Consider the following 18,425-nt stretch of genomic DNA (forward strand, 5'->3'; position numbering starts at 1 on the left):
CTGCACCGCACTTGTGGAGCAGAAAGCGCAGCCGGATTCGAATCCTCGCGGGAACGGTCTTGCCGCTCCGCTCTTTCGCAATGGCGCGGCCGTTGATTACCGCTGTCTTCAAGACACTGATGCGGCAGATTGCCGAGGGCAATGGCGAAGGATTGACCATCGAGGACGGCCGCCAAACGCTTGCATTCCGGCCAGACTCCGGCTAGGGGCGCGCACTTCCGCACGATTGCTATGCGATCCGCCTGGCTGAAAGGGCTGCCACGGGGGATGCGAATCGTCGATTTTTGAAAGGACGAAAATGCCCAAACTGAAGACCAAGAGCGGGGTGAAGAAGCGCTTCACCGTGACCGCGACCGGCAAGCTGAAGCACGGCGTAGCCGGCAAGCGTCACCGGCTCATCAGCCACAATGGCAAGTATATCCGCCAGAATCGCGGTACCTCTGTCCTGTCCGATGCCGATACGGCAACGGTCAAGGCATGGGCGCCCTACGGCCTGAAATAAGGAGGCCGAACAATGGCTCGCATCAAACGCGGCACGACAACCCGTGCCAAGCACAAGAATATTCTCGAGCAGGCCAAGGGGTATCGCGGCCGGCGCAAGAACACGATTCGCGTCGCCCGCCAGGCCGTCGAAAAGGCCGGGCAATATGCCTATCGCGATCGCAAGGCCAAGAAGCGGACCTTCCGCGGCCTCTGGATCCAGCGCATCAATGCGGCTGTCCGTATGGAAGGCCTGACCTACAGCGAATTCATGCACGGGCTGAAGCTTGCCGGTGTCGAACTCGACCGCAAGGTCCTGGCCGATATCGCGATGCACGAAGGCGCGGTGTTTAGCACCATCATTGCGCAAGCGAAGGCAGCGCTGCCGCAGGCAGCTTAACCGCTTCCCTTTCGTAAATGCGCAAATGGGCGTGGGCGGCATTGCCGTTCGCGCCCATTTGCTTATTGGGCGAACACGATGACTGATCTGGCAAAACTCGAATCCGAAACGCTTGCTGCCATTGCAGCAGCCGATACACTTGATGCGCTTGAGACGGTGCGCATTGCGGCGCTCGGCAAGCAGGGCAGCGTTTCTGCACTCCTCAAGACGCTTGGCGCCATGTCTCCCGAAGAGAGGCAGCAGAAGGGCCCGCTGATCAATGGCCTGCGGGAATCCGTTTCGGGTGCAATTGCATCGCGCAAGGCCGGGCTTGAATCCGCACTGCTGAACGAGCGCCTCGCCGCCGAGCGCATCGACATGAGCCTGCCGGCACCTGAGGCTCCGCAGGGTTCAGTGCATCCTGTCTCCCAGGTCATGGACGAACTGGCCGAAGTTTTTGCGGATATGGGCTTTGCCGTGGCAACGGGCCCCGAGATCGAGGACGACTGGCACAATTTTACGGCCCTGAATATTCCGGAAACCCATCCCGCGCGGGCAATGCACGACACGTTCTATTTTCCCGACCAGATGGCTGTGGATGGCAAGAAAATGCTGCTGCGGACGCACACATCGCCTGTCCAGATCCGCACGATGATGACGCAGGCTCCGCCGATTCGGATCATTGCACCCGGTCGTGTCTACCGATCCGATTCGGATGCCACGCACACGCCGATGTTCCACCAGATCGAAGGATTGGTCATCGACAGGGGCATCCATCTCGGCCATCTCAAATGGACGCTGGAGACGTTCCTCAAGGGCTTTTTCGAGCGAGACGATGTCGTGCTGCGGCTTCGACCAAGCTATTTTCCGTTTACCGAACCGTCAGTCGAAGTCGACGTCGGCTATTCCGAGGTGGATGGCAAACGCGTGATCGGCGGGAGCGAGAAGTGGATGGAAGTGCTGGGTTCGGGCATGGTTCACCCGCGCGTCATCGCAAATTGCGGACTTGATCCGGACATCTATCAGGGCTTTGCCTTTGGCACAGGCGTCGATCGTCTCGCGATGCTCAAATACGGCATGGACGATTTGCGGGCCTTCTTCGACGGCGATCTGCGCTGGTTGAGGCACTATGGCTTTTCCGCCCTCGACGTGCCCACTTTGAGTGGAGGGGTCGGCGCATGAAATTCTCGCTGAGCTGGCTCAAGGAGCATCTCGAAACGAGCGCCACCATTCAGGACGTAGCCGACGCGTGCAATCGGATCGGTCTCGAGGTGGAAGCCATCGAAAACCCGGCGGAACGGCTGCGCGGTTTTACCGTCGCGAAAGTCCTGACTGCAGACCGCCACCCCCAAGCTGACAAGCTGCAGGTGCTCACTGTCGATGCAGGCCAGGGGCCGGTGCAGGTCGTCTGCGGCGCCCCCAATGCGCGGGCCGGTTTGATCGGCGTGTTCGGCCTTGAAGGCGCGGTTGTGCCGGCAAATGGCATGACGCTGAAGAAGGCAGCGATCAGGGGCGTCGAATCGAACGGCATGATGTGTTCAAGCCGCGAACTCGAATTGGGCGATGATCATGACGGGATTATCGAACTTCCGGCAGATGCGCCCGTCGGCACTGCGTTCAGCGACTATGCTGACCTGAATGACCCTGTGCTTGATGTCGCCATCACACCAAACCGGCAGGACTGCATGGGCGTGCGCGGTATTGCGCGCGACCTCGCAGCGGCTGGACTGGGGACGCTCAAGCCGCTGGCGACGGTCTACAGATTGCCCGCACAGGCACAGGCGGGCAATGGCCCCGGGCCTGATGTCGGCACTGACGATCCCGAAGGCTGTCCTGCCTTCTACGGAATCGAAGTCCGCGGCGTGAAGAATGGCACGTCGCCCGACTGGATGATCCGGCACCTCAAGGCGGCTGGGCAAAAGCCTATTTCGACGCTGGTCGATATCACCAATTTCGTGATGCTTGACCTTGGCCGGCCGCTCCATGTCTATGACAAGGCGAAGCTGCAAGGCGGTCTCAGGGCGCGACTGGCGAAGCCGGGCGAACAGGTCATGGCGCTCAATGGCAAGACCTACACGCTGTCCGGGTCGATGACTGTCATCGCTGACGACGTGCAGGTCCACGATATCGGCGGTATCATGGGCGGCGAGGATTCAGGGGTGAGCGATGACACGACTGATGTCATCATCGAATGCGCCTATTTCACACCCGAGCATATCGCGCGAACCGGACAAGCTCTGGGACTGACCAGTGATGCAAGACAGCGCTTCGAACGCGGCGTCGATCCTGCATTTCTCGACGACGGTATCGACATTGCGACCTGGCTCGTGACCGAGCATTGCGGCGGCACTCCGAGCGGCGTGACACGTGCGGGCACGCCGCCCGCCGCGGAGCGAACCATAGCCTATGACCCGGAGCATTGTGCGCGTCTGGGAGGGATCAGCGTGCCTGCCGGTCGCCAGCAGCAGATTCTCGAATCGCTCGGCTTTTCTGTAGCGGATGACTGGGTAGTCGGCATTCCCACATGGCGGCGCGACATTGATGGCGGGGCGGATTTGGTCGAAGAAGTCGTCCGGATGGTCGGGCTCGACAACGTGCCTTCGACGCCACTGCCGCGTGCCGATGGCGTTGCAAAGCCGACTGCAACCCCCGCGCAGAAGATTGAGCGCAAAGTCAGGCGGACGGCGGCGGCGCGCGGGCTGAACGAAGCAATCACCTGGTCCTTCCTTTCGGAAAAGGAAGCGGCAATCCTCGGCGGGGGACTCTGGAGCCTCGAAAACCCGATCAGCGAAGACATGAAGGTGATGCGCCCCTCAATGCTTCCGGGGCTTCTGTCTGCTGCGCAGCGCAACATGAATCGCGGCGCAACAACCGTGCGCCTGTTCGAGGTTGGCCGCCGCTACCTGGCAGACGCCGAACGGCCAACAGTCGGCCTCGTTCTGGCAGGCGACAAGATCCCGCGTGGCTGGGCAAGCGGCAAGGCTCAGAAGTTCGACGCCTTCGATGCGAAGGCGGAGGCTCTGGCGCTGCTCGAAGCAGCAGGCGCGCAGGTTTCAAACCTGCAGGTGATGGGCGAGGCGGGCGATCATTATCACCCTGGCCAGTCGGGCACGCTGCGGCTCGGGCCCAAGACAATCCTTGCAAGTTTCGGCAGCCTTCATCCCGACACGGCCCGGGCGTTCGATCTCGACGGCCCTGTCATGGTTGCCGAAGTCTTTCTCGACGCGATTCCGGCAAAACGGGCTTCCAAGGATGGCAATGCCTTCATGCGCACGGATTATACACCGCCCGCGCTGCAGGCAGTGACCCGTGATTTTGCCTTTCTTGTTCCAGCTGACTTGCCCTCGGACACGCTCGTCCGTGCGGTGAGGGGAGCAGACAAGGCCCACATCACAGCCGTGCGCCTCTTTGATCGCTTCGCGGGGCAAGGCGTTCCAGATGGGCAGGTTTCGCTTGCGATCGAGGTCACATTGCAGCCGCAGGACAAGAGCTTCGCGGAGCCCGACCTGACGGCAATCAGCGATGCCGTAGTGGCAGCAGCCGCAAAACTGGGGGCTGTGCTGCGCGGCTAACGCGCCAGAAGGAACACGGCGTGCTCGGCGCGGAAATTTGCCGCTGCATCGCTCGTCAGCCGATCTCCACTCAGGAACCAGGCGCCTTCGACGCGGATGCCGCGCTCGTCCACCAGGGCACGAAAATCGTCGATCGTGACGTGATGAATGTTGGGCGTTTCATACCATGCGACCGGCAAGAGTCGCGTCACCGGCATCCGCCCGCCCCAGAGAAGCGAGAGCCGAACCCGCCAGTGCGCGAAATTGGGGAAAGACACAAAGGCATGTTTCCCGATCCGCAAGAGCTGTTCGAGCACCAGGTCGGGCCGCATCGTTGTCTGCAAGGTCTGGCTGAGGATTGCATAGTCGAACGCGGCATCCGGATAATCCGCAAGATCGGTGTCTGCATTACCCTGAATCACGGAAAGCCCCCGCGCGACACATTCGGTCACATTGCCGCGATCCAGTTCCATGCCCCGTGCATCAACCTGCTTGCCGTCGCGCAGGGCCGCCATCAGCGCGCCATCGCCGCATCCAACATCAAGCACGCGACTGCCGGGGGCCACTTCGCGCGCGATGATAGCCAGATCGGGGCGAAGCGCGCTCACAGGCCGCCTGCTTTCAGGAAGCCGTTGATCACACGGTCGAGCTCCGGGAGTTCCAGGAAAAAGCTGTCATGTCCAAAGGGAGACGACAGTTCGACAAAGCTGACAGGCGCGCCCGACGCATTGAGAGCATGCACGATGTTGCGCGATTCGCTTGTCGGATAAAGCCAGTCACTGTCGAAGCTGATGACACAGAAACGGGAGCCACAACCCCGGAAGGCATTTGCAAGATGGCCGCCATGTTCTTCGGCAAGATCGAAATAGTCCGTCGCCCGCGTAATATAGAGATAGGAGTTCGCATCAAACCGATCGGTGAAGCTAAGCCCCTGGTGCCGCAAATAGCTTTCAACCTGGAAATCCGCGTCGAATCCGAACGTCTTGACGTCACGATTCTGGAGCCTCCGACCGAACTTTTCAGTCAGGCCCTGCTCAGAAAGATAAGTGATGTGCGCGGCCATCCGTGCAACAGCGAGGCCGTTGTCGGGCGATTTTCCATCGGCATAGTAATTGCCATCTCGCCAGTTCGGATCGGCCATGATCGCCTGTCGGCCCACCTCGTGAAAGGCAATGTTCTGCGCAGAGTGACGCGCAGTTGAGGCAATGACGATGGCCGAGGCTACGCGTGCAGGAAAGTTTGCCGCCCAGGCAAGCGCCTGCATGCCGCCCATCGACCCGCCAATGACCGAATAAAGCTGACTGATTCCCAAATGATCAAGCAGAAGTGCCTGCGCACGAACCATGTCGCTGATCGTGATCACAGGAAAGTTCATGCCATAGGGCTTGCCGTCGGGGGCGATACTTTGCGGGCCCGACGATCCCATGCATCCCCCAATCACATTCGAACTGACAACACAGAATCGATCCGTGTCGATCGGCTTGCCCGCGCCCACCATGCGCGTCCACCAACCGGGTTTACCGGTGATCGAATGATTGCTGGCGACATGCTGGTCCCCGGTCAGCGCATGACAGATCAGGATCGCATTGGACCTGTCAGCGTTCAGGGTCCCATATGTCTCATAGGCAATCTCGACCGGCGCCAGCACACTGCCGCCATCAAGCTTCAGGGGCCCGGGCACTTCAGCGTGACGGTTGAGACCAAAGAGTTCTGACATCACGGCGGGGCTAGGGCGCTCAACCCCGCCTTGTCAATGAAGCCAACCATCCCTAGAGCCCCGCGCATCATGACAGGACCATCTCCAAAAGACTGGATCAACGCGATCCACCCCTATGTGCCGGGCAAATCGGCGACCGGCAGCGGCGCCCGTGCAGCCAAACTTTCGTCCAACGAAAATCCGTTGGGGACAAGCGAGAAAGCGCGTGCGGCTTTTGCGGCGCAAGCGGCCGGTCTTGAACGCTACCCCGATGGCGGCGCGACTGCATTACGCGAAGCCATAGCGAAGCGCCATGGCCTGGATCCGGCTCGCATAATTTATGGAACGGGTTCGGATGAAGTGCTGCACCAGGCCGCAGGTGCCTTTTCCGGCCCGGGTGATGAGGTCATCTATGTCCGTTATGGTTTTGCGGTCTATGACATCGCAATCCGGCGGGTCGGCGCAACGCCGGTCATTGTGCCCGACAAGGATTATGCGACCGATGTTGACGCGGTCCTTGCCGCCGTGACCGATCGGACGCGGATTGTTTTCATTGCCAACCCTAACAATCCGACAAGCACGTTTACGCCGCGCGACGAGATTGCGCGCCTGCACGCCGGGCTGCCGGAGCATGTTCTCCTCGTGCTCGATCAGGCTTATGCCGAATATCTCGAGGCGGATGAGGATGATGGCGGACTGGCGCTTGCCATGTCAGCCCCGAACGTGCTGGTGACACGGACGTTTTCCAAGATTTTCGGCTTGGCGGCAGAGCGGATCGGTTGGGGCTATGCCGCGGCTCCGATCATTGACGCGATGCACCGGATCCGGCTCCCGTTCAACGTGACGATTGCCGGGCAGCACGCAGCGATCGCAGCGCTCGGCGACGAAGACTTTGTCAACAGAAGCCGGGCGCATAATGCGAAATGGCGTGCATGGCTAACGGCTGAAATCGACAAGATGGGCAATGCCGGGCTTCGGGCGATCAAGAGCAAGGCCAATTTCCTGCTTGTTCTTTTCAACGGCACCATAACGGCGGAACAGGCTTACAACGAATTGATGGCGCGCGGCTATATTGTCCGCTGGCTGCCCGGGCAGGGGCTGGCCAACGGGCTCAGGATCTCAATTGGTACCGAAGAAGAAACGCGGGGATTCGCTGCTGCGCTGCGGGACATTGTCGGGGAAGCGGCCTGATGCTGCCGTTTGCGCGGGTCTCGATCATCGGCCTTGGCCTGATTGGATCGTCCATCGCCCGAGCGGTGCGCGCACACATGCCCAGCGTTGTTCTCACAGGTCATGACGTCAGTGCCGAAGTTCGGGAAACCGTGCGTGCCATGAATCTGCTTGATGATGTGACGGACACACCCGGAGCCGCGGTCACCGACGCCGAACTTGTGATCCTGTGCGTTCCGGTCGGAACGATGGGCGATCTCGCGGCCGCTCTTGCCTATGACTTGCCAGCCGAGGCGATTGTTACCGATGTCGGTTCTTCAAAAGCCAGCGTGGCAGCAGCGCTCGCTCAGGCTCTCCCTGATCACGTCATCATTCCCGCCCACCCAGTGGCCGGTACTGAGCGCAGCGGTCCTGAAGCCGGCTTTGCAGGGCTTTTCCATAATCGCTGGTGCATCCTCACTCCCCCGGACGGGTGCGATCCGGCGAAGGTCGGCCAGCTTCAGGCCTTTTGGGAGCGGCTTGGCGCCAATGTGGAAATCATGGCCGCCGAGCATCACGACCTCGTTCTCGCCATTACAAGCCATTTGCCACATCTGATCGCCTACACCATCGTCGGCACGGCCTCTGATCTGGAAGAAGTGACCCGGTCGGAAGTGATCAAATATTCAGCAGGCGGCTTTCGCGACTTCACCCGCATTGCCGCATCGGATCCCACGATGTGGCGCGACGTTTTCCTGTCAAACAAGGACGCCGTTCTTGAAATGCTCCAGCGCTTTTCAGAAGATTTGACGGCTTTGCAGCGCGCCATCCGTTGGGGCGATGGCGATGCCCTGTTCGATCTGTTCAGTCGGACGCGAACAGTCCGACGGTCGATTATCGAGCAGGGGCAGGACGATGACCGCCCCGATTTCGGCCGCGCCGACCATTGATGGCCAATTATTAGTTCAGTGCATTGATGGCCTGATACACCCGCGCTTCCGCTTCTTCCCTCGGCAATCCGGGCGGGATTGTCTCCCCTACCTTGAACGTCACGATCCCGGGTCGTTTCACGAAACCCTTCGGCCAGATCTTCCCCGAATCGAGAGCGATCGGCACCACGGGCAAGCCCAGCACCTTGTAAAGGCCAGCAAAGCCGGCACGAAGTTCAGGCTTTTCACCATGCGGAACACGCGTACCTTCGGGAAAGAGGACAACAGGGCGATTGCTGGCCTTGGCAATCTTGGCCGCAGCAATCATGTGCCGCATGGCGGCAGCTCCTGCTTCCCGATCGACCGGGATAACGCCCATTCGACGCGCGACGTAACCCCAGCCGAACAGGTCTGCCAATTCCTTCTTCATCACCACGACCGGCCGATGAAAAACAACAAGTGTTTCGATCGTTTCATACATGGCTTCGTGCTTGATCGCATAGAGCACGCCATGCTTTGGCAGGTCTCCGATCACCTGCGTGCGAATGCCCAGAATCCAGCGTGCGCACCAGCGGTGCCAGATCGCCCAACGCCGCGAACTGGCAATGATGGCCTCCTGCCCGAATGGAATCGCTGCAAGGGCAGCCAGCACCATTACAACGCTGCCGGGATAGAAGATCAAGACAAACAGGATCGAACGCAGAAGAGCCACGAGTCAGACGCCTGCCAGGGCAGAAACCCGACGAAGGAGGTATTTGTTATATTCGGCAAAGAGCGTGACGAAACCGGGTGCGCTGTCCACCGCATCGGGAATGACCCGGACGTCTTGCCCGACTGCTCGTTCGAGTTCGAACTGCGCGCGCGGCATATGCCAGTCTGTTGTCACCAAACGAACTGATCGGAAGTTCCTGTGGCGGAGCCACCGAGCCGCTTCTGCCGCATTGGAGCGAGTATCGATTGCATCCTTGCCCAGATCAACACAGCAGGCAAAAAGCTTGGGCGGCGCTTTCTGGAGCTGCGCAAGTTCGTCCAGCCGAACCGCCGGATCAACTCCAGAGACAAGCATGCGGCGAGCATGACCAAGCGCCAGATGATCCAGTCCGCGCTGGATACGACCTGCACCCCCGGTCAGAACGACGATCGCATCGGTGCGCGTGTCATCAGCCGCTCTTGGCAGGCTGACGACGAACCAGGCCCAGCCGAGCAACCAAACCGTCACGATCAGGGAGAGAATGCGGCGAATCACAATGTTCTTCTTATGGCAAAGAGGATCGTAAGGCGCGCAGCAATGGTGGCGAGTAGCGCCCCAAACAGGGGAAGGGACAGCACAAGCGCCCAGTCGGACAAGCCAAGCCCTGCAGAACCCAACAATTCCGATCCGATTCCGGACATGCGTTGGCCGACAAGCGCCATGACCGCGAGGGCGGCCGCAAGGCCTGCCAATCCACCCATTAGTGCATCCAGAGCGATGCGGCGCTGAAAGAGTGCGGCGACCTGTTGATCGGTTGCGCCGAGCAAATGCATCACTTCGATAACCGGCCGATGCGTGTTGAGGGCGCCACGCGCCGCCAGCACGACAATTGTTGCCGTTGCTGCAGCCATCAGCAGGACAAGGGCCACCGCCAGCCATTTGAGGGATCGCAACAGGCTTTCGAGCGGCGCAAGCCAGCGCGCATGCTGATCTACGCGTGCGATCGGGGTGACGGCGCGCACGGCGTTGCGGACGTCTGCCACATCAGCCGGTGTTGCGCGGCGCAACGTTACATCAATCAGTGCCGGGATCGGTAGATCGGCCTCCATTCCCTGTTCGCCCAGCCAGGGCTCAAGCAGAGCGGCAAGCTCTTCCTCGCTCACCGGCTCGACCTTCTCCACGACGCCAAGACGTCCAAGCCCTGCAATGATTGCCTGCTTTTCCGCCTCTCTCGACACTGGATTGGCTTCTGGAAGCTGGATCGTGAGCCGACCCGCAAGGTCGGCACTAAGCATGCGGGCCGCACCGCCAAGGGCAAGTCCAGACGCGGCAGCGAGCACAGTGAGGAACATCATGATCGCAATCACCCACGGCATGGGGCCTGCCATACGCCCTTCAAGCAACAGCCTGCGTTCTGCGGGATTGGACCGGAAAAGCCGCATGGTTCAGGCCGCCCCTTCCCGCTGCGGTGGATAACGCAACGCCCCGGTTGGATCCTGCAGGCGTCCGGCATCGAGATGCATGATCGTTGCCGTGCCGACGCGGCTCAACAAATGGACATCATGTGTTGCAACAACGATTGTGGTGCCCAATTTGTTCAATGCATCGAAAAGATAAAGCAGCCGCGCCGCCATATCCGGATCGACATTCCCCGTCGGTTCATCGGCCACAAGGATATCTGGTCTGCCAATCACGGCCCGGGCAATGGCGACGCGCTGCTGTTCTCCCCCCGATAGCGTTGCAGGACGGGCGCTGATCCGATCGGCAAGGCCGACCCAGGCAAGCATTTCACTGACAGCGCGCTCAATATCACGTTCGTGCGTTCCGGCAACCCGAAGAGGCAGGGCGACGTTATCAAATGCGGACAGATGCGGGATCAGGCGAAAGTCTTGAAATACGACCCCAATGCGCCGTCGGAACAGGGGCAACCGGTCACGCGGCAGTGTGACCATGTCTTCACCGAACAGACGAATAAGGCCTCGGCTTGGACGCTGGGCAAGAAAAAGGAGGCGCAGAAGCGACGTCTTGCCAGCGCCCGATGCTCCGGTGAGGAAATAAAAGCCCCCGCGCTCAAGCGAAAAGCTGAGATCGGAAAGCGTTTCGGTCCCTATGCCGTAGCGCAAACCGACGTTTTCAAACTTGACAATCGTTGCCATGGCCTTGCCGCTGTTTCCCCCCGCTTTCAATGCCCTGCAGCAACCCGCAGGTAAAGCACGACTTGGCGTTGCACGACAGTCGAAACATGCAGGGGGCTTGCAAGTCGCCTGCGTTCGGTGCTTAGGACGGGCTTCGCAAAGGAATTTCTCGCACGCAATGATCCTCTCCTGTCCGGCTTGCAGAACCCGATATCTTGTGCCGGATACGGCGGTCGGCCCCAATGGCCGACAGGTTCGCTGTGCTTCGTGCAAGCATAGCTGGTTCGCAGAGCCCGCCACCATTGATCCAAACAAGCCGGCGGTGCAGCCTTCGCAGCCCGTCAGTCCGCCAGCGCCGGTCGCAACGACGCATCCCGAGCCACCGGTCGCTGTCCAGCCGACAGAGGATGCGGCGCCAACACCCTGGCAGGACGGTGCAAGTGAAACGACCGCCGGGCCAGATCCATTTGCTCACCAACCCCCGTTTCGCGCCCGTAGAAATCCGACACACCGCTGGACGATTGCGGCAGTTGTCGCCGCGCTGGTCTTGCTTGGCGGTATTGTCGCAGTCCAGTTCTTCGGGACGCCGAGCTTCATGGCACGGCTTGGCCTGCCTGTCGGGACGGCTGAAGTGCCGTTGCTGCTTGAAGTTCCACGCAAACCCGAGCGGAGGACGCTCGAGAGCGGGAATGAGCTGTTCGCCATCAACGGGCGGATCATCAATCCGACAGACCAGCGCCAGCGTGTACCAGACATTCTGGCTGAATTGCGGGATGCGCAGGGTCGCGTTGTCTACAGTTGGACGATCACGCCGCCGCGCCGCACGATCGGGCCCAAGGGCACGGCCGAATTCAATTCGGCAGAAGTGGATGTGCCGAAGGGTGCGCGTGCGCTTAATCTCAGCTTTTCCGGGTCATTGAACAACTGACGCGCGGGGCGCCTGGCCCTACTGGAATTCGATCAGTCCCGGTTTTCCCCTTGCTGACCCTGGAATGTGTCCGGACTGACCAATCCGGACGGCGGCGATGATCCGGGCCCGCGCAACAGCCACCACACGCAGAGCGGGACGGGGCGGTGCCGGGACAGAAACCGAAGCAAGGGCGATCGCGGCCAACATGGCCCTGTTAGGACTTTGTTTACCAATTCGCTCAACCCCGAAATTTGGTTAACGGGTTTCAACCGTGCGCAAAGGGATGGTTGCAGGCAGCAAAGCCCTCTGCTAGGGGCGCGGGCCTACCGAGGCCGGGACTGTCCCGGATCTATCATGAGCGTGCGGTCGTGGCGGAACTGGTAGACGCGCAACGTTGAGGTCGTTGTGGGCGAAAGCCCGTGGAAGTTCGAGTCTTCTCGACCGCACCAGCTCTTTTGCATTCAGGGAATTGCAGCCTGCCTTGGCGTCGCTTTGGCGGCGATTGTGCCAAGATGTACGGACGGCGTAGTGCCACTCACAATTGCAATGCCGCCAAGCGCGGCTGAAACCCGCGCAGCATCGGCCGAAGCGGGTGCGATGCGGATGGAATAGCGCCCGTATGGCACCGCCTCAAACAGGAAGAACCCGTCGAAATCCGTGCGTGCCTTGGCTGTGACCCGCCCTTCGGCGTTGACGAGTTCAATTTCAACTCCACCAAAGCTGCCGCCGCCCGAGCGAACGAGTGTCCCATCGACATCACCCGCACTGGAAAGCGGAAGCTCGATTGCGACCGCCACCCCGGGGCGCGGCGTTACAACAATACCGGGCGTGGCGGGCTGAACCAGTGGATCGGGAAGCGAGGACGCATCGATCCCGATCAACACAGGCTGGTATGGCTCAAGCGAATCGATGAGAACCTGGCCGTCCTTGCCGGTCAATCGCTCAACCGGCACGCGTCCCGCCGTCAGTTGCACGTCATGTTCAAGCGGTTCGTCGCTCTGCCGGATGCCATCTCCATTGAGATCCCGATACACACGCGCAACCGCCTGCCCCTGGGTTGCCAGGCGGTTGGAGGTCATGCGCATCCCGCCATGATCGGTCGGGTCCGGCCCCAAGCTGAACACCAGGTTGAGGCCGCCTGCCAGCGAGCCATCGCTTCCGGCTTCAACTGAGCCGGTGAGCGCCAGTTTTTCGAAATGGCGAACATAGCCCAGACCGACCCGTGCGCGCTTGAGCGGGCGATCATAGCCGATCTCGGCACGCCAATCGCCCCGATAGCGATCATCTCCACGTCCCGCGGACCATTCGGCAACGACCGTCGCGTTGTCGAATCGCGAATCGGGCCGCAGGCGAAAGCGCGTTTCGCCACGCAATCGAACCTTGCCGATCCTTGCATTGGCCAGGAGGGACGCTTCCAGAATGCCTGGGGGTTCCGGCCCATATTTTCGTCGTTCGTCGCGCCAGTTCACTTCGCCCGTCAGTGACATGCGGCCAATGCTCGTAGAAACGCGCGCCGCCGTATCGAGGCTGTTCAGGCCCGAGGATCGGGTTGTGTAGCGCGATTCGAGATGCACGGGCAGGAAGGTGCTGCCGAGCTTGAAACTGTGGTCGAGCGAAACGGTATGTAGCCCGGTGACGTCCACCAGAATGCGGTCGGACCGGAAATGGCCGCGTGCCAGGATGGATTCGGCGCTGAAATAGGTGTTGGACAGTTCTCCCAGAACCTGAGCGCGCAAAGCCGAGCCCCCGCTGCTGGTCTGCGAGGCCGACACTTCAAGCAAAGTTGGCCCAACTGCCCGGCGAACCGCAATTTCCGCATAGTTGCGGCGCAGTCCGTCCTCGAGAACAAGGCTGTGAACCAGAGCCGCGAGCGACGTCCTGGCATTGAGTCCGCGTTCCAGCCCGAATGTGCCGCGCCAACCACTTCTGCCGAAGCGACCGCCTCCCCCCAGGCCGATCAGGTCGTGACCATCGTCATACACGCCCGCCCAGTAATAGGTCTTTCGCGGCGGAATACTGTCCAGCCCGACGGGCACGTTGCGACTTTCCCGCCGGATCTGGCCCTGGGGACCGTACAACACAATTTCGAAGCGATTCTGCCCATAGAGCAGCGGAACATCGAGGAATTCATAGCGTCCATCTGCCCGGTCATTGGCAAACATCAGCAACTGCCCGTTGCGATACAGTTCGGCATCCCACCCTTGCGGCAATTCGCCCCTGAAATCCGTGCGGTCGAAGCTGTCGCGCCGTTCGACCGGCCGATTTGACAACATTGCCCCCCGCCCTGCGCTCGATTGCGCGACGAGCGGCGTCGAAAATCCCGAAATATCGCCCGCCGCGACGCTGGTGGCCTTTAGCCCGCCCAGCAATCTACCCTCGGGATCTGTCCTGTAGGCCTGAATCCGAAGGCTTTCCGGAACTCCCTTGCGTGTCGAGGAGAGTCGCGCGTTATAGGCAATTGGCCCAACTTCTCCTGCGGCATAAAGTTCATAACTGCGGTTGATCTGGCCAGTGCCCCGTGACCTGTCCTTGAGGCCGCCGATACTGACAACCGCATCGACCGACGGCATGCGGACACCGCGGAATGGTGTTTCGCTGTGTGGAAGGCTCTTGAGGTCAAACGTCGCGACATTGCGGATCCCCGCTGCCCGCGCCCGGCGTTCCATCTGCAGTTCAACAGGCAATTTGGCTGTTGATTTGACAATCAGGAGGGCGTTGCCCTGATCCGCCTGCAGATTGATCCCGAGCCAACTGCCGAGCTTCGCTGTCGCGACGCACCAGCCTTCTGGCGTATCGAAAATATCGTTCGGGCCAAGCTTTGCGACGTTGTTCATGATTTGTACCGCACCGGTTTCGCGATCGATCAGCACGGTGTGGCGTTCGTCGAACGCCCACCCGGTTGCGCGGCGCAACTTCTTGTCAAGGCGGACCGGAATATCGAGTGCCATGATCACATCGGCCAGGTCGACACAGGTGCCGCCAGGAATCTGGTAGCCGCGCACACCATCGCCAAGCCGATACTGGCCGAGGCGGACATCAAAAAGCAGTGCATCGTCCGAATTCGCCGTCCACCGCGCCTGCGCGTTCGCCATCCCGGGTTGGGCCAACCCGAACAGCGCAGCCGCGCCCAACAGGACGCGGCCAAAAATGGTGGAAAGGCGTTTCATGCGTATTGCCTGACGGCGTCCCCGATTACGCTAGCGAATGACCGCGTCGAGTGAGGCTATGGTGCCGCCGCCGGCCTCATTGTCTTCAAGATACTCGATCTTCACCGGACCCGTGAGCGTGGCGACCAGATCTTCGGGGATCGCGAGCTTGACGGTACGCTCCGGAATTTCGGCATAAACCGCAATGCCGCGGACCTCGAAGACTGGCTTGGCAACGCCCGGCTTGGTGATGCGGATCTGGCCATAGACAGAGCGGCTGCCGCTTCTGCTGAGCGTGAAGGCAAGGGCTGGCCCTTCCTTTTCCCGAAGAATCCTGGGATTTGCAATCGCCGCGGTTGCAGCAAGGCTGCCTTGCCGGACAATGATAGGAATGGTCACACCATAAATTGGGGTCAAGGCGATAGAAACGCCGTCCTTGCGACCGTTCCCCGATTCGACCGGCCTCGCATCGGGGATCGCCCGAAACAGCATGTGCGCGCGATACTCGCCATCCGGAAGCCCTTGTGGAACGCGGACGCCGATACGGATCGACTGCGGCTGATTGGGGGGAAGCACGACGCGGCGCGGCGCATAGCTGATCATCGCAAGGGTCGCAGCATCATGCGCATCAGCCGTGGCCGGGTCGATCTCTTCAAGCGATCCGTCCGGCAGCATCCGCCGCAGTTCGAGCGAGACGCGATAGGTTGCCGGTTCGTTGCCGATATTGTTCAGCACAACTTCGGTGCCCCGGGCGCCGTTTAGGATGATACGCGTCGGGGCCACCAGAAGGTCCCCCGCAGCAAAGACTGGCCCGCCAAACAGGAAGGATAGCCCGGCAAGCCAGGCAAGGGCGCGCGCGCGCCGGAATGCGAACATAGAACATGACTCCAAGCCCAATGGTCCCCACGACCTGGCAATTCCGGATCATGCTCGGATTTGGTTGATATTCGGCTAACCAAACACCCATTTCAGAACAAAAAAGAGCCCGCCGACACGGGCGATGTGTCGGCGGGCCCTCAAGCCTGATTTAACAAGGCTTATTGGTAATCGACAGTTGCCGTGAACGTGCCGACATAGTCGCCATCCACCTGGTTCGCGCCGACCGAAAGCGTGCCGCCGACCGAGAAAGAACCGGCATTGGCAACCAGCGTCGCCGTGGTTGCGCTCGCGGAAAGCGATGCTGTCATCGTGTTGGCGCCCGAGGTCAGGGAAACCGACGCCGGAACGGAAATCGTCACGACCGCACCGGTCGTGCCGCCGATGGTGAAGCCGGCAGCCGTTGTCGCACCTGAGCAGACAAGGCCCGAACCGCAGGTGCGGGCACCCGAGGATGAAATCGCGACAGTCGATGCGGCCGCACCAGTCACGATCGTACCGAACTGCAGATCGGATGTGTTGGTCAGCGTGACCTGGCGCAGGATCTTTGCGCGCGCTGTTGCAGTCGCGGTGGCGGCGTTGGCGGCTGAGGCACCGAGGCCGAGGGCTGCCAGAGTGGCAAAGGCGACGACGGCCTTGAGCTTCTGAATCTTCATCGAAAAAGTCCCCTAAAGAAAAACACGTTTCAGTCGTTCCCGAATGGAAAACACCCATTCCGATATTCGCCGTACATCGGCATCCTTTCACAATTTGCTTTGGGGCATGGTTAATCCGGCGGTAACGTCAGCGACTGCCCGACGGAACAATCAGTTGTAATCGACTGTAACCGGTATGCGCCCGCGGAAATCGCCGTCGACACCGTTTCGAACTGTCAGTCGACCGCCAAAGGTGAAGACAAGTCGTCCATCGGCGCCGATCACCGGATGTGGCGCGAGGTCACTGCGAATTTCAGTCACATCGGCGGTCCCGCCAAGATTGGACGTCAAGACCACGGAGCGCGGCAAATCCACGGTGACCGGTGCAAAGGGTTCACCCGTAACAGTGACGGTTCCAACCAGCGAAGGGCCGCCCAGCGCGGCGAGGCCGATCATCTGGCGGCGGCCCGTACGTGCTTCGATTGTAATGCTGCCAGAGTCGCGATTTGTGTACACGGCAGTGCTGAAATCGAGTGCGGCATCAATCGTGACGGACAAGGCACGCAGTGTCGCCGCAGGCACGACTGGGCCCGCAGCACAAAGCTGGCACGATGATGCAGCCACAGCCTTTCCCGACAAGGGAAGTGCAAAGGTCAGCACGATCCGTATGAGCGTCCCCACGTTCATCATGCTGAATCTAACGTTAAACTTTCAATATGAAGTTAACTCTGGCATGATCGGATTTCGCGTAACCCCCTGTCGCGACGAAGCGAAAGCCAGTTGTGTCCGCTCCCATTGCTCGTATCAACGCCATCAGCACGGCTACTCCGGCGCATGACATTCATGAGGCCTTTATAGACTGGGCGCAAAAGCGTGTCTTGAATCCGCGCGATTCCAGTCTCTTCACTCGTATGGCGGCACGGTCTGGCATTGCCCATCGTTATTCCGTGCTTCCCAAAGGGCAGGATGGGGGATCGCCCGTGGCACCGGACGGCTTCTATGCCGGTGAAATACTGCCGCCCACGTCCGCGCGGATGGCTCTATATGGCGAACATGCGCCTGCCCTCGCGCTGCGGGCGATCGAAAAGCTCGGCGATCTGGGCGACATCACCCATATCGTGGTCGCCAGTTGCACAGGCTTTGTCGCACCGGGAATCGATCAGATCATAGCGGAGCGTTTGGGCCTGTCTCCATCGGTCGAGCGGCTGCTTGTCGGGTTCATGGGTTGTTATGCAGCAATATCCGCCCTGCGCAGCGCGCGACATATTGTGCGATCCGAGCCTTCATCGCGGGTCCTTGTAGTAACCGTTGAGTTGTCGACACTGCATCTCCAACCGGATTCGACCCTTGAGCCCTTGCTTGCAATGCTGCAGTTCGGGGACGGAGCTGCAGCAGCACTGGTGACCGCATCCGGACCGGGCTTGACCATTGAAGACCCCTTTGCGGCAACTCTTCCCGATTCAGGAAACCTGATTCGCTGGGATATCGGGGATCAGGGTTTTGCCATGCACCTGTCAGGCGCCGTGCCGGGACGTATAGCCGAAGCCCTGCGCGAGCCTGGCTTTCGCGAGACGCTGACGGGCGGCATGGATCCCAAACTGATCGACGGCTGGGCGGTCCATGCCGGCGGGCGCTCGATTCTCGACGCTGTGTCGCATGCGCTGGCCCTTGATGACGATGCTCTCGACATCTCGCGCGGCGTCCTGCGGAATTTTGGCAACATGTCGTCCGCGACGCTCATGTTTGCATTGGCAGGATTTGGCGACAGGCCCGTGAAGCATGGCGTTGCCCTGGCCTTTGGTCCCGGCCTTGCGGCAGAGGGATTCCTTTTCCGCGGGATCAATTGAC

Annotated in this window: 20 protein-coding genes and 1 tRNA gene; 10 read left to right on the forward strand and 11 right to left on the reverse strand. The window is 60.6% G+C overall.

What is annotated here, in order from left to right:
* The first annotated feature begins 80 nt into the window (after positions 1 to 80).
* The 5 genes from K0O24_RS16870 to pheT all read left to right on the forward strand — a co-directional run bounded on the left by K0O24_RS16870 (position 81) and on the right by pheT (position 4,431).
* Positions 81 to 206, forward strand: coding sequence for a hypothetical protein (locus K0O24_RS16870; RefSeq protein WP_281421694.1), 126 nt, complete (start codon positions 81 to 83; stop codon positions 204 to 206).
* Positions 207 to 298: 92 nt separating this feature from the next.
* Entirely contained in the window at positions 299 to 502 is a 204-nt protein-coding gene (gene rpmI / locus K0O24_RS03740; RefSeq protein ID WP_219894508.1) for a 50S ribosomal protein L35, read from the forward strand.
* Positions 503 to 514: 12 nt separating this feature from the next.
* Positions 515 to 880 (forward strand): 50S ribosomal protein L20, encoded by a 366-nt coding sequence (rplT, locus tag K0O24_RS03745; protein WP_219894509.1) that lies wholly within the window; start codon positions 515 to 517, stop codon positions 878 to 880.
* Positions 881 to 958: 78 nt separating this feature from the next.
* Positions 959 to 2,041, forward strand: coding sequence for a phenylalanine--tRNA ligase subunit alpha (gene pheS / locus K0O24_RS03750; protein WP_219894510.1), 1,083 nt, complete (start codon positions 959 to 961; stop codon positions 2,039 to 2,041).
* Positions 2,038 to 4,431: a phenylalanine--tRNA ligase subunit beta gene (gene pheT, locus K0O24_RS03755; RefSeq protein WP_219894511.1), complete on the forward strand. Its 2,394-nt coding sequence runs from the start codon at positions 2,038 to 2,040 to the stop codon at positions 4,429 to 4,431. Before pheS ends, pheT begins: the two co-directional genes overlap by 4 nt.
* Here the strand turns inward: pheT and metW are convergent.
* Together metW and metX are read right to left on the reverse strand one after the other, a co-directional pair.
* A complete protein-coding gene (metW, locus tag K0O24_RS03760) occupies positions 4,428 to 5,018 on the reverse strand; it encodes a methionine biosynthesis protein MetW (RefSeq protein ID WP_219894512.1) in 591 nt (196 codons plus the stop codon). The genes pheT and metW overlap by 4 nt on opposite strands.
* Positions 5,015 to 6,127, reverse strand: a complete 1,113-nt coding sequence (gene metX / locus K0O24_RS03765) for a homoserine O-acetyltransferase MetX (protein ID WP_219894513.1) — start codon at positions 6,125 to 6,127, stop codon at positions 5,015 to 5,017. Before metX ends, metW begins: the two co-directional genes overlap by 4 nt.
* A 69-nt stretch (positions 6,128 to 6,196) precedes the next feature.
* Here metX and hisC point away from each other — a divergent pair, with 69 nt between their 5' ends.
* Complete coding sequence (gene hisC / locus K0O24_RS03770; protein WP_219894514.1) at positions 6,197 to 7,297, forward strand: histidinol-phosphate transaminase; 1,101 nt, start codon at positions 6,197 to 6,199, stop codon at positions 7,295 to 7,297.
* Positions 7,297 to 8,205 (forward strand): prephenate/arogenate dehydrogenase family protein, encoded by a 909-nt coding sequence (locus tag K0O24_RS03775; protein WP_219894515.1) that lies wholly within the window; start codon positions 7,297 to 7,299, stop codon positions 8,203 to 8,205. The genes hisC and K0O24_RS03775 overlap by 1 nt, the downstream gene beginning before the upstream one ends.
* Before the next feature lie 10 nt (positions 8,206 to 8,215).
* On the opposite strand, the gene K0O24_RS03780 is transcribed toward K0O24_RS03775, so the two are convergent.
* The 4 genes from K0O24_RS03780 to ftsE are packed head-to-tail and all read right to left on the reverse strand — an operon-like array spanning position 8,216 to position 11,031.
* Complete coding sequence (locus tag K0O24_RS03780; protein ID WP_246611117.1) at positions 8,216 to 8,896, reverse strand: lysophospholipid acyltransferase family protein; 681 nt, start codon at positions 8,894 to 8,896, stop codon at positions 8,216 to 8,218.
* Positions 8,897 to 8,899: 3 nt separating this feature from the next.
* A complete protein-coding gene (locus K0O24_RS03785; protein ID WP_219894516.1) occupies positions 8,900 to 9,430 on the reverse strand; it encodes a YdcF family protein in 531 nt (176 codons plus the stop codon).
* Positions 9,427 to 10,317, reverse strand: a complete 891-nt coding sequence (locus tag K0O24_RS03790; RefSeq protein ID WP_219894517.1) for a cell division protein FtsX — start codon at positions 10,315 to 10,317, stop codon at positions 9,427 to 9,429. The genes K0O24_RS03785 and K0O24_RS03790 overlap by 4 nt, the downstream gene beginning before the upstream one ends.
* A 3-nt stretch (positions 10,318 to 10,320) precedes the next feature.
* Positions 10,321 to 11,031 carry a cell division ATP-binding protein FtsE gene (ftsE, locus tag K0O24_RS03795; RefSeq protein WP_219894518.1) on the reverse strand — a complete coding sequence of 237 codons (711 nt, stop codon included), beginning with the start codon at positions 11,029 to 11,031 and terminating at the stop codon, positions 10,321 to 10,323.
* Positions 11,032 to 11,188: 157 nt separating this feature from the next.
* Here ftsE and K0O24_RS03800 point away from each other — a divergent pair, with 157 nt between their 5' ends.
* On the forward strand, positions 11,189 to 11,938 hold the full coding sequence (locus tag K0O24_RS03800) for an MJ0042-type zinc finger domain-containing protein (RefSeq protein WP_219894519.1): 750 nt from the start codon (positions 11,189 to 11,191) through the stop codon (positions 11,936 to 11,938).
* 18 nt (positions 11,939 to 11,956) lie between these two features.
* Here the strand turns inward: K0O24_RS03800 and K0O24_RS03805 are convergent, their stop codons facing one another.
* Positions 11,957 to 12,127, reverse strand: a complete 171-nt coding sequence (locus K0O24_RS03805; RefSeq protein ID WP_219894520.1) for a hypothetical protein — start codon at positions 12,125 to 12,127, stop codon at positions 11,957 to 11,959.
* A gap of 155 nt (positions 12,128 to 12,282) precedes the next feature.
* Here K0O24_RS03805 and K0O24_RS03810 point away from each other — a divergent pair.
* A tRNA-Leu gene (locus K0O24_RS03810) sits at positions 12,283 to 12,369 on the forward strand.
* A gap of 12 nt (positions 12,370 to 12,381) precedes the next feature.
* On the opposite strand, the gene K0O24_RS03815 is transcribed toward K0O24_RS03810, so the two are convergent.
* The 4 genes from K0O24_RS03815 to K0O24_RS03830 form a co-directional block, all read right to left on the reverse strand.
* Complete coding sequence (locus K0O24_RS03815) at positions 12,382 to 15,087, reverse strand: MSCRAMM family protein (protein WP_219894521.1); 2,706 nt, start codon at positions 15,085 to 15,087, stop codon at positions 12,382 to 12,384.
* 30 nt (positions 15,088 to 15,117) lie between these two features.
* Entirely contained in the window at positions 15,118 to 15,942 is an 825-nt protein-coding gene (locus tag K0O24_RS03820; RefSeq protein ID WP_246611118.1) for a fimbrial biogenesis chaperone, read from the reverse strand.
* 161 nt (positions 15,943 to 16,103) lie between these two features.
* On the reverse strand, positions 16,104 to 16,598 hold the full coding sequence (locus tag K0O24_RS03825; protein ID WP_219894522.1) for a DUF4402 domain-containing protein: 495 nt from the start codon (positions 16,596 to 16,598) through the stop codon (positions 16,104 to 16,106).
* Between the two features lie 150 nt (positions 16,599 to 16,748).
* Complete coding sequence (locus K0O24_RS03830) at positions 16,749 to 17,267, reverse strand: DUF4402 domain-containing protein (protein ID WP_219894523.1); 519 nt, start codon at positions 17,265 to 17,267, stop codon at positions 16,749 to 16,751.
* A 92-nt stretch (positions 17,268 to 17,359) separates the two neighbouring features.
* On the opposite strand from K0O24_RS03830, the gene K0O24_RS03835 reads away from it, so the two are divergent.
* Positions 17,360 to 18,424: a type III polyketide synthase gene (locus tag K0O24_RS03835; protein WP_219894524.1), complete on the forward strand. Its 1,065-nt coding sequence runs from the start codon at positions 17,360 to 17,362 to the stop codon at positions 18,422 to 18,424.
* Position 18,425: the final 1 nt, after the last annotated feature.

The sequence above is a fragment of the Aquisediminimonas profunda genome (genome assembly GCF_019443285.1).
Taxonomy (GTDB): domain Bacteria; phylum Pseudomonadota; class Alphaproteobacteria; order Sphingomonadales; family Sphingomonadaceae; genus Aquisediminimonas; species Aquisediminimonas profunda.

Coding starts and splice junctions, on each gene's coding strand:
- K0O24_RS16870 (WP_281421694.1), top strand. CDS start 81: ATGGCGCGGCCGTTGATTACCGCTGTCTTCAAGACACTGATGCGGCAG.
- rpmI (WP_219894508.1), top strand. CDS start 299: ATGCCCAAACTGAAGACCAAGAGCGGGGTGAAGAAGCGCTTCACCGTG.
- rplT (WP_219894509.1), top strand. CDS start 515: ATGGCTCGCATCAAACGCGGCACGACAACCCGTGCCAAGCACAAGAAT.
- pheS (WP_219894510.1), top strand. CDS start 959: ATGACTGATCTGGCAAAACTCGAATCCGAAACGCTTGCTGCCATTGCA.
- pheT (WP_219894511.1), top strand. CDS start 2,038: ATGAAATTCTCGCTGAGCTGGCTCAAGGAGCATCTCGAAACGAGCGCC.
- metX (WP_219894513.1), bottom strand. CDS start 6,127: ATGTCAGAACTCTTTGGTCTCAACCGTCACGCTGAAGTGCCCGGGCCC.
- hisC (WP_219894514.1), top strand. CDS start 6,197: ATGACAGGACCATCTCCAAAAGACTGGATCAACGCGATCCACCCCTAT.
- K0O24_RS03775 (WP_219894515.1), top strand. CDS start 7,297: ATGCTGCCGTTTGCGCGGGTCTCGATCATCGGCCTTGGCCTGATTGGA.
- K0O24_RS03790 (WP_219894517.1), bottom strand. CDS start 10,317: ATGCGGCTTTTCCGGTCCAATCCCGCAGAACGCAGGCTGTTGCTTGAA.
- ftsE (WP_219894518.1), bottom strand. CDS start 11,031: ATGGCAACGATTGTCAAGTTTGAAAACGTCGGTTTGCGCTACGGCATA.
- K0O24_RS03800 (WP_219894519.1), top strand. CDS start 11,189: ATGATCCTCTCCTGTCCGGCTTGCAGAACCCGATATCTTGTGCCGGAT.
- K0O24_RS03805 (WP_219894520.1), bottom strand. CDS start 12,127: ATGTTGGCCGCGATCGCCCTTGCTTCGGTTTCTGTCCCGGCACCGCCC.
- K0O24_RS03815 (WP_219894521.1), bottom strand. CDS start 15,087: ATGAAACGCCTTTCCACCATTTTTGGCCGCGTCCTGTTGGGCGCGGCT.
- K0O24_RS03820 (WP_246611118.1), bottom strand. CDS start 15,942: ATGTTCGCATTCCGGCGCGCGCGCGCCCTTGCCTGGCTTGCCGGGCTA.
- K0O24_RS03825 (WP_219894522.1), bottom strand. CDS start 16,598: ATGAAGATTCAGAAGCTCAAGGCCGTCGTCGCCTTTGCCACTCTGGCA.
- K0O24_RS03830 (WP_219894523.1), bottom strand. CDS start 17,267: ATGATGAACGTGGGGACGCTCATACGGATCGTGCTGACCTTTGCACTT.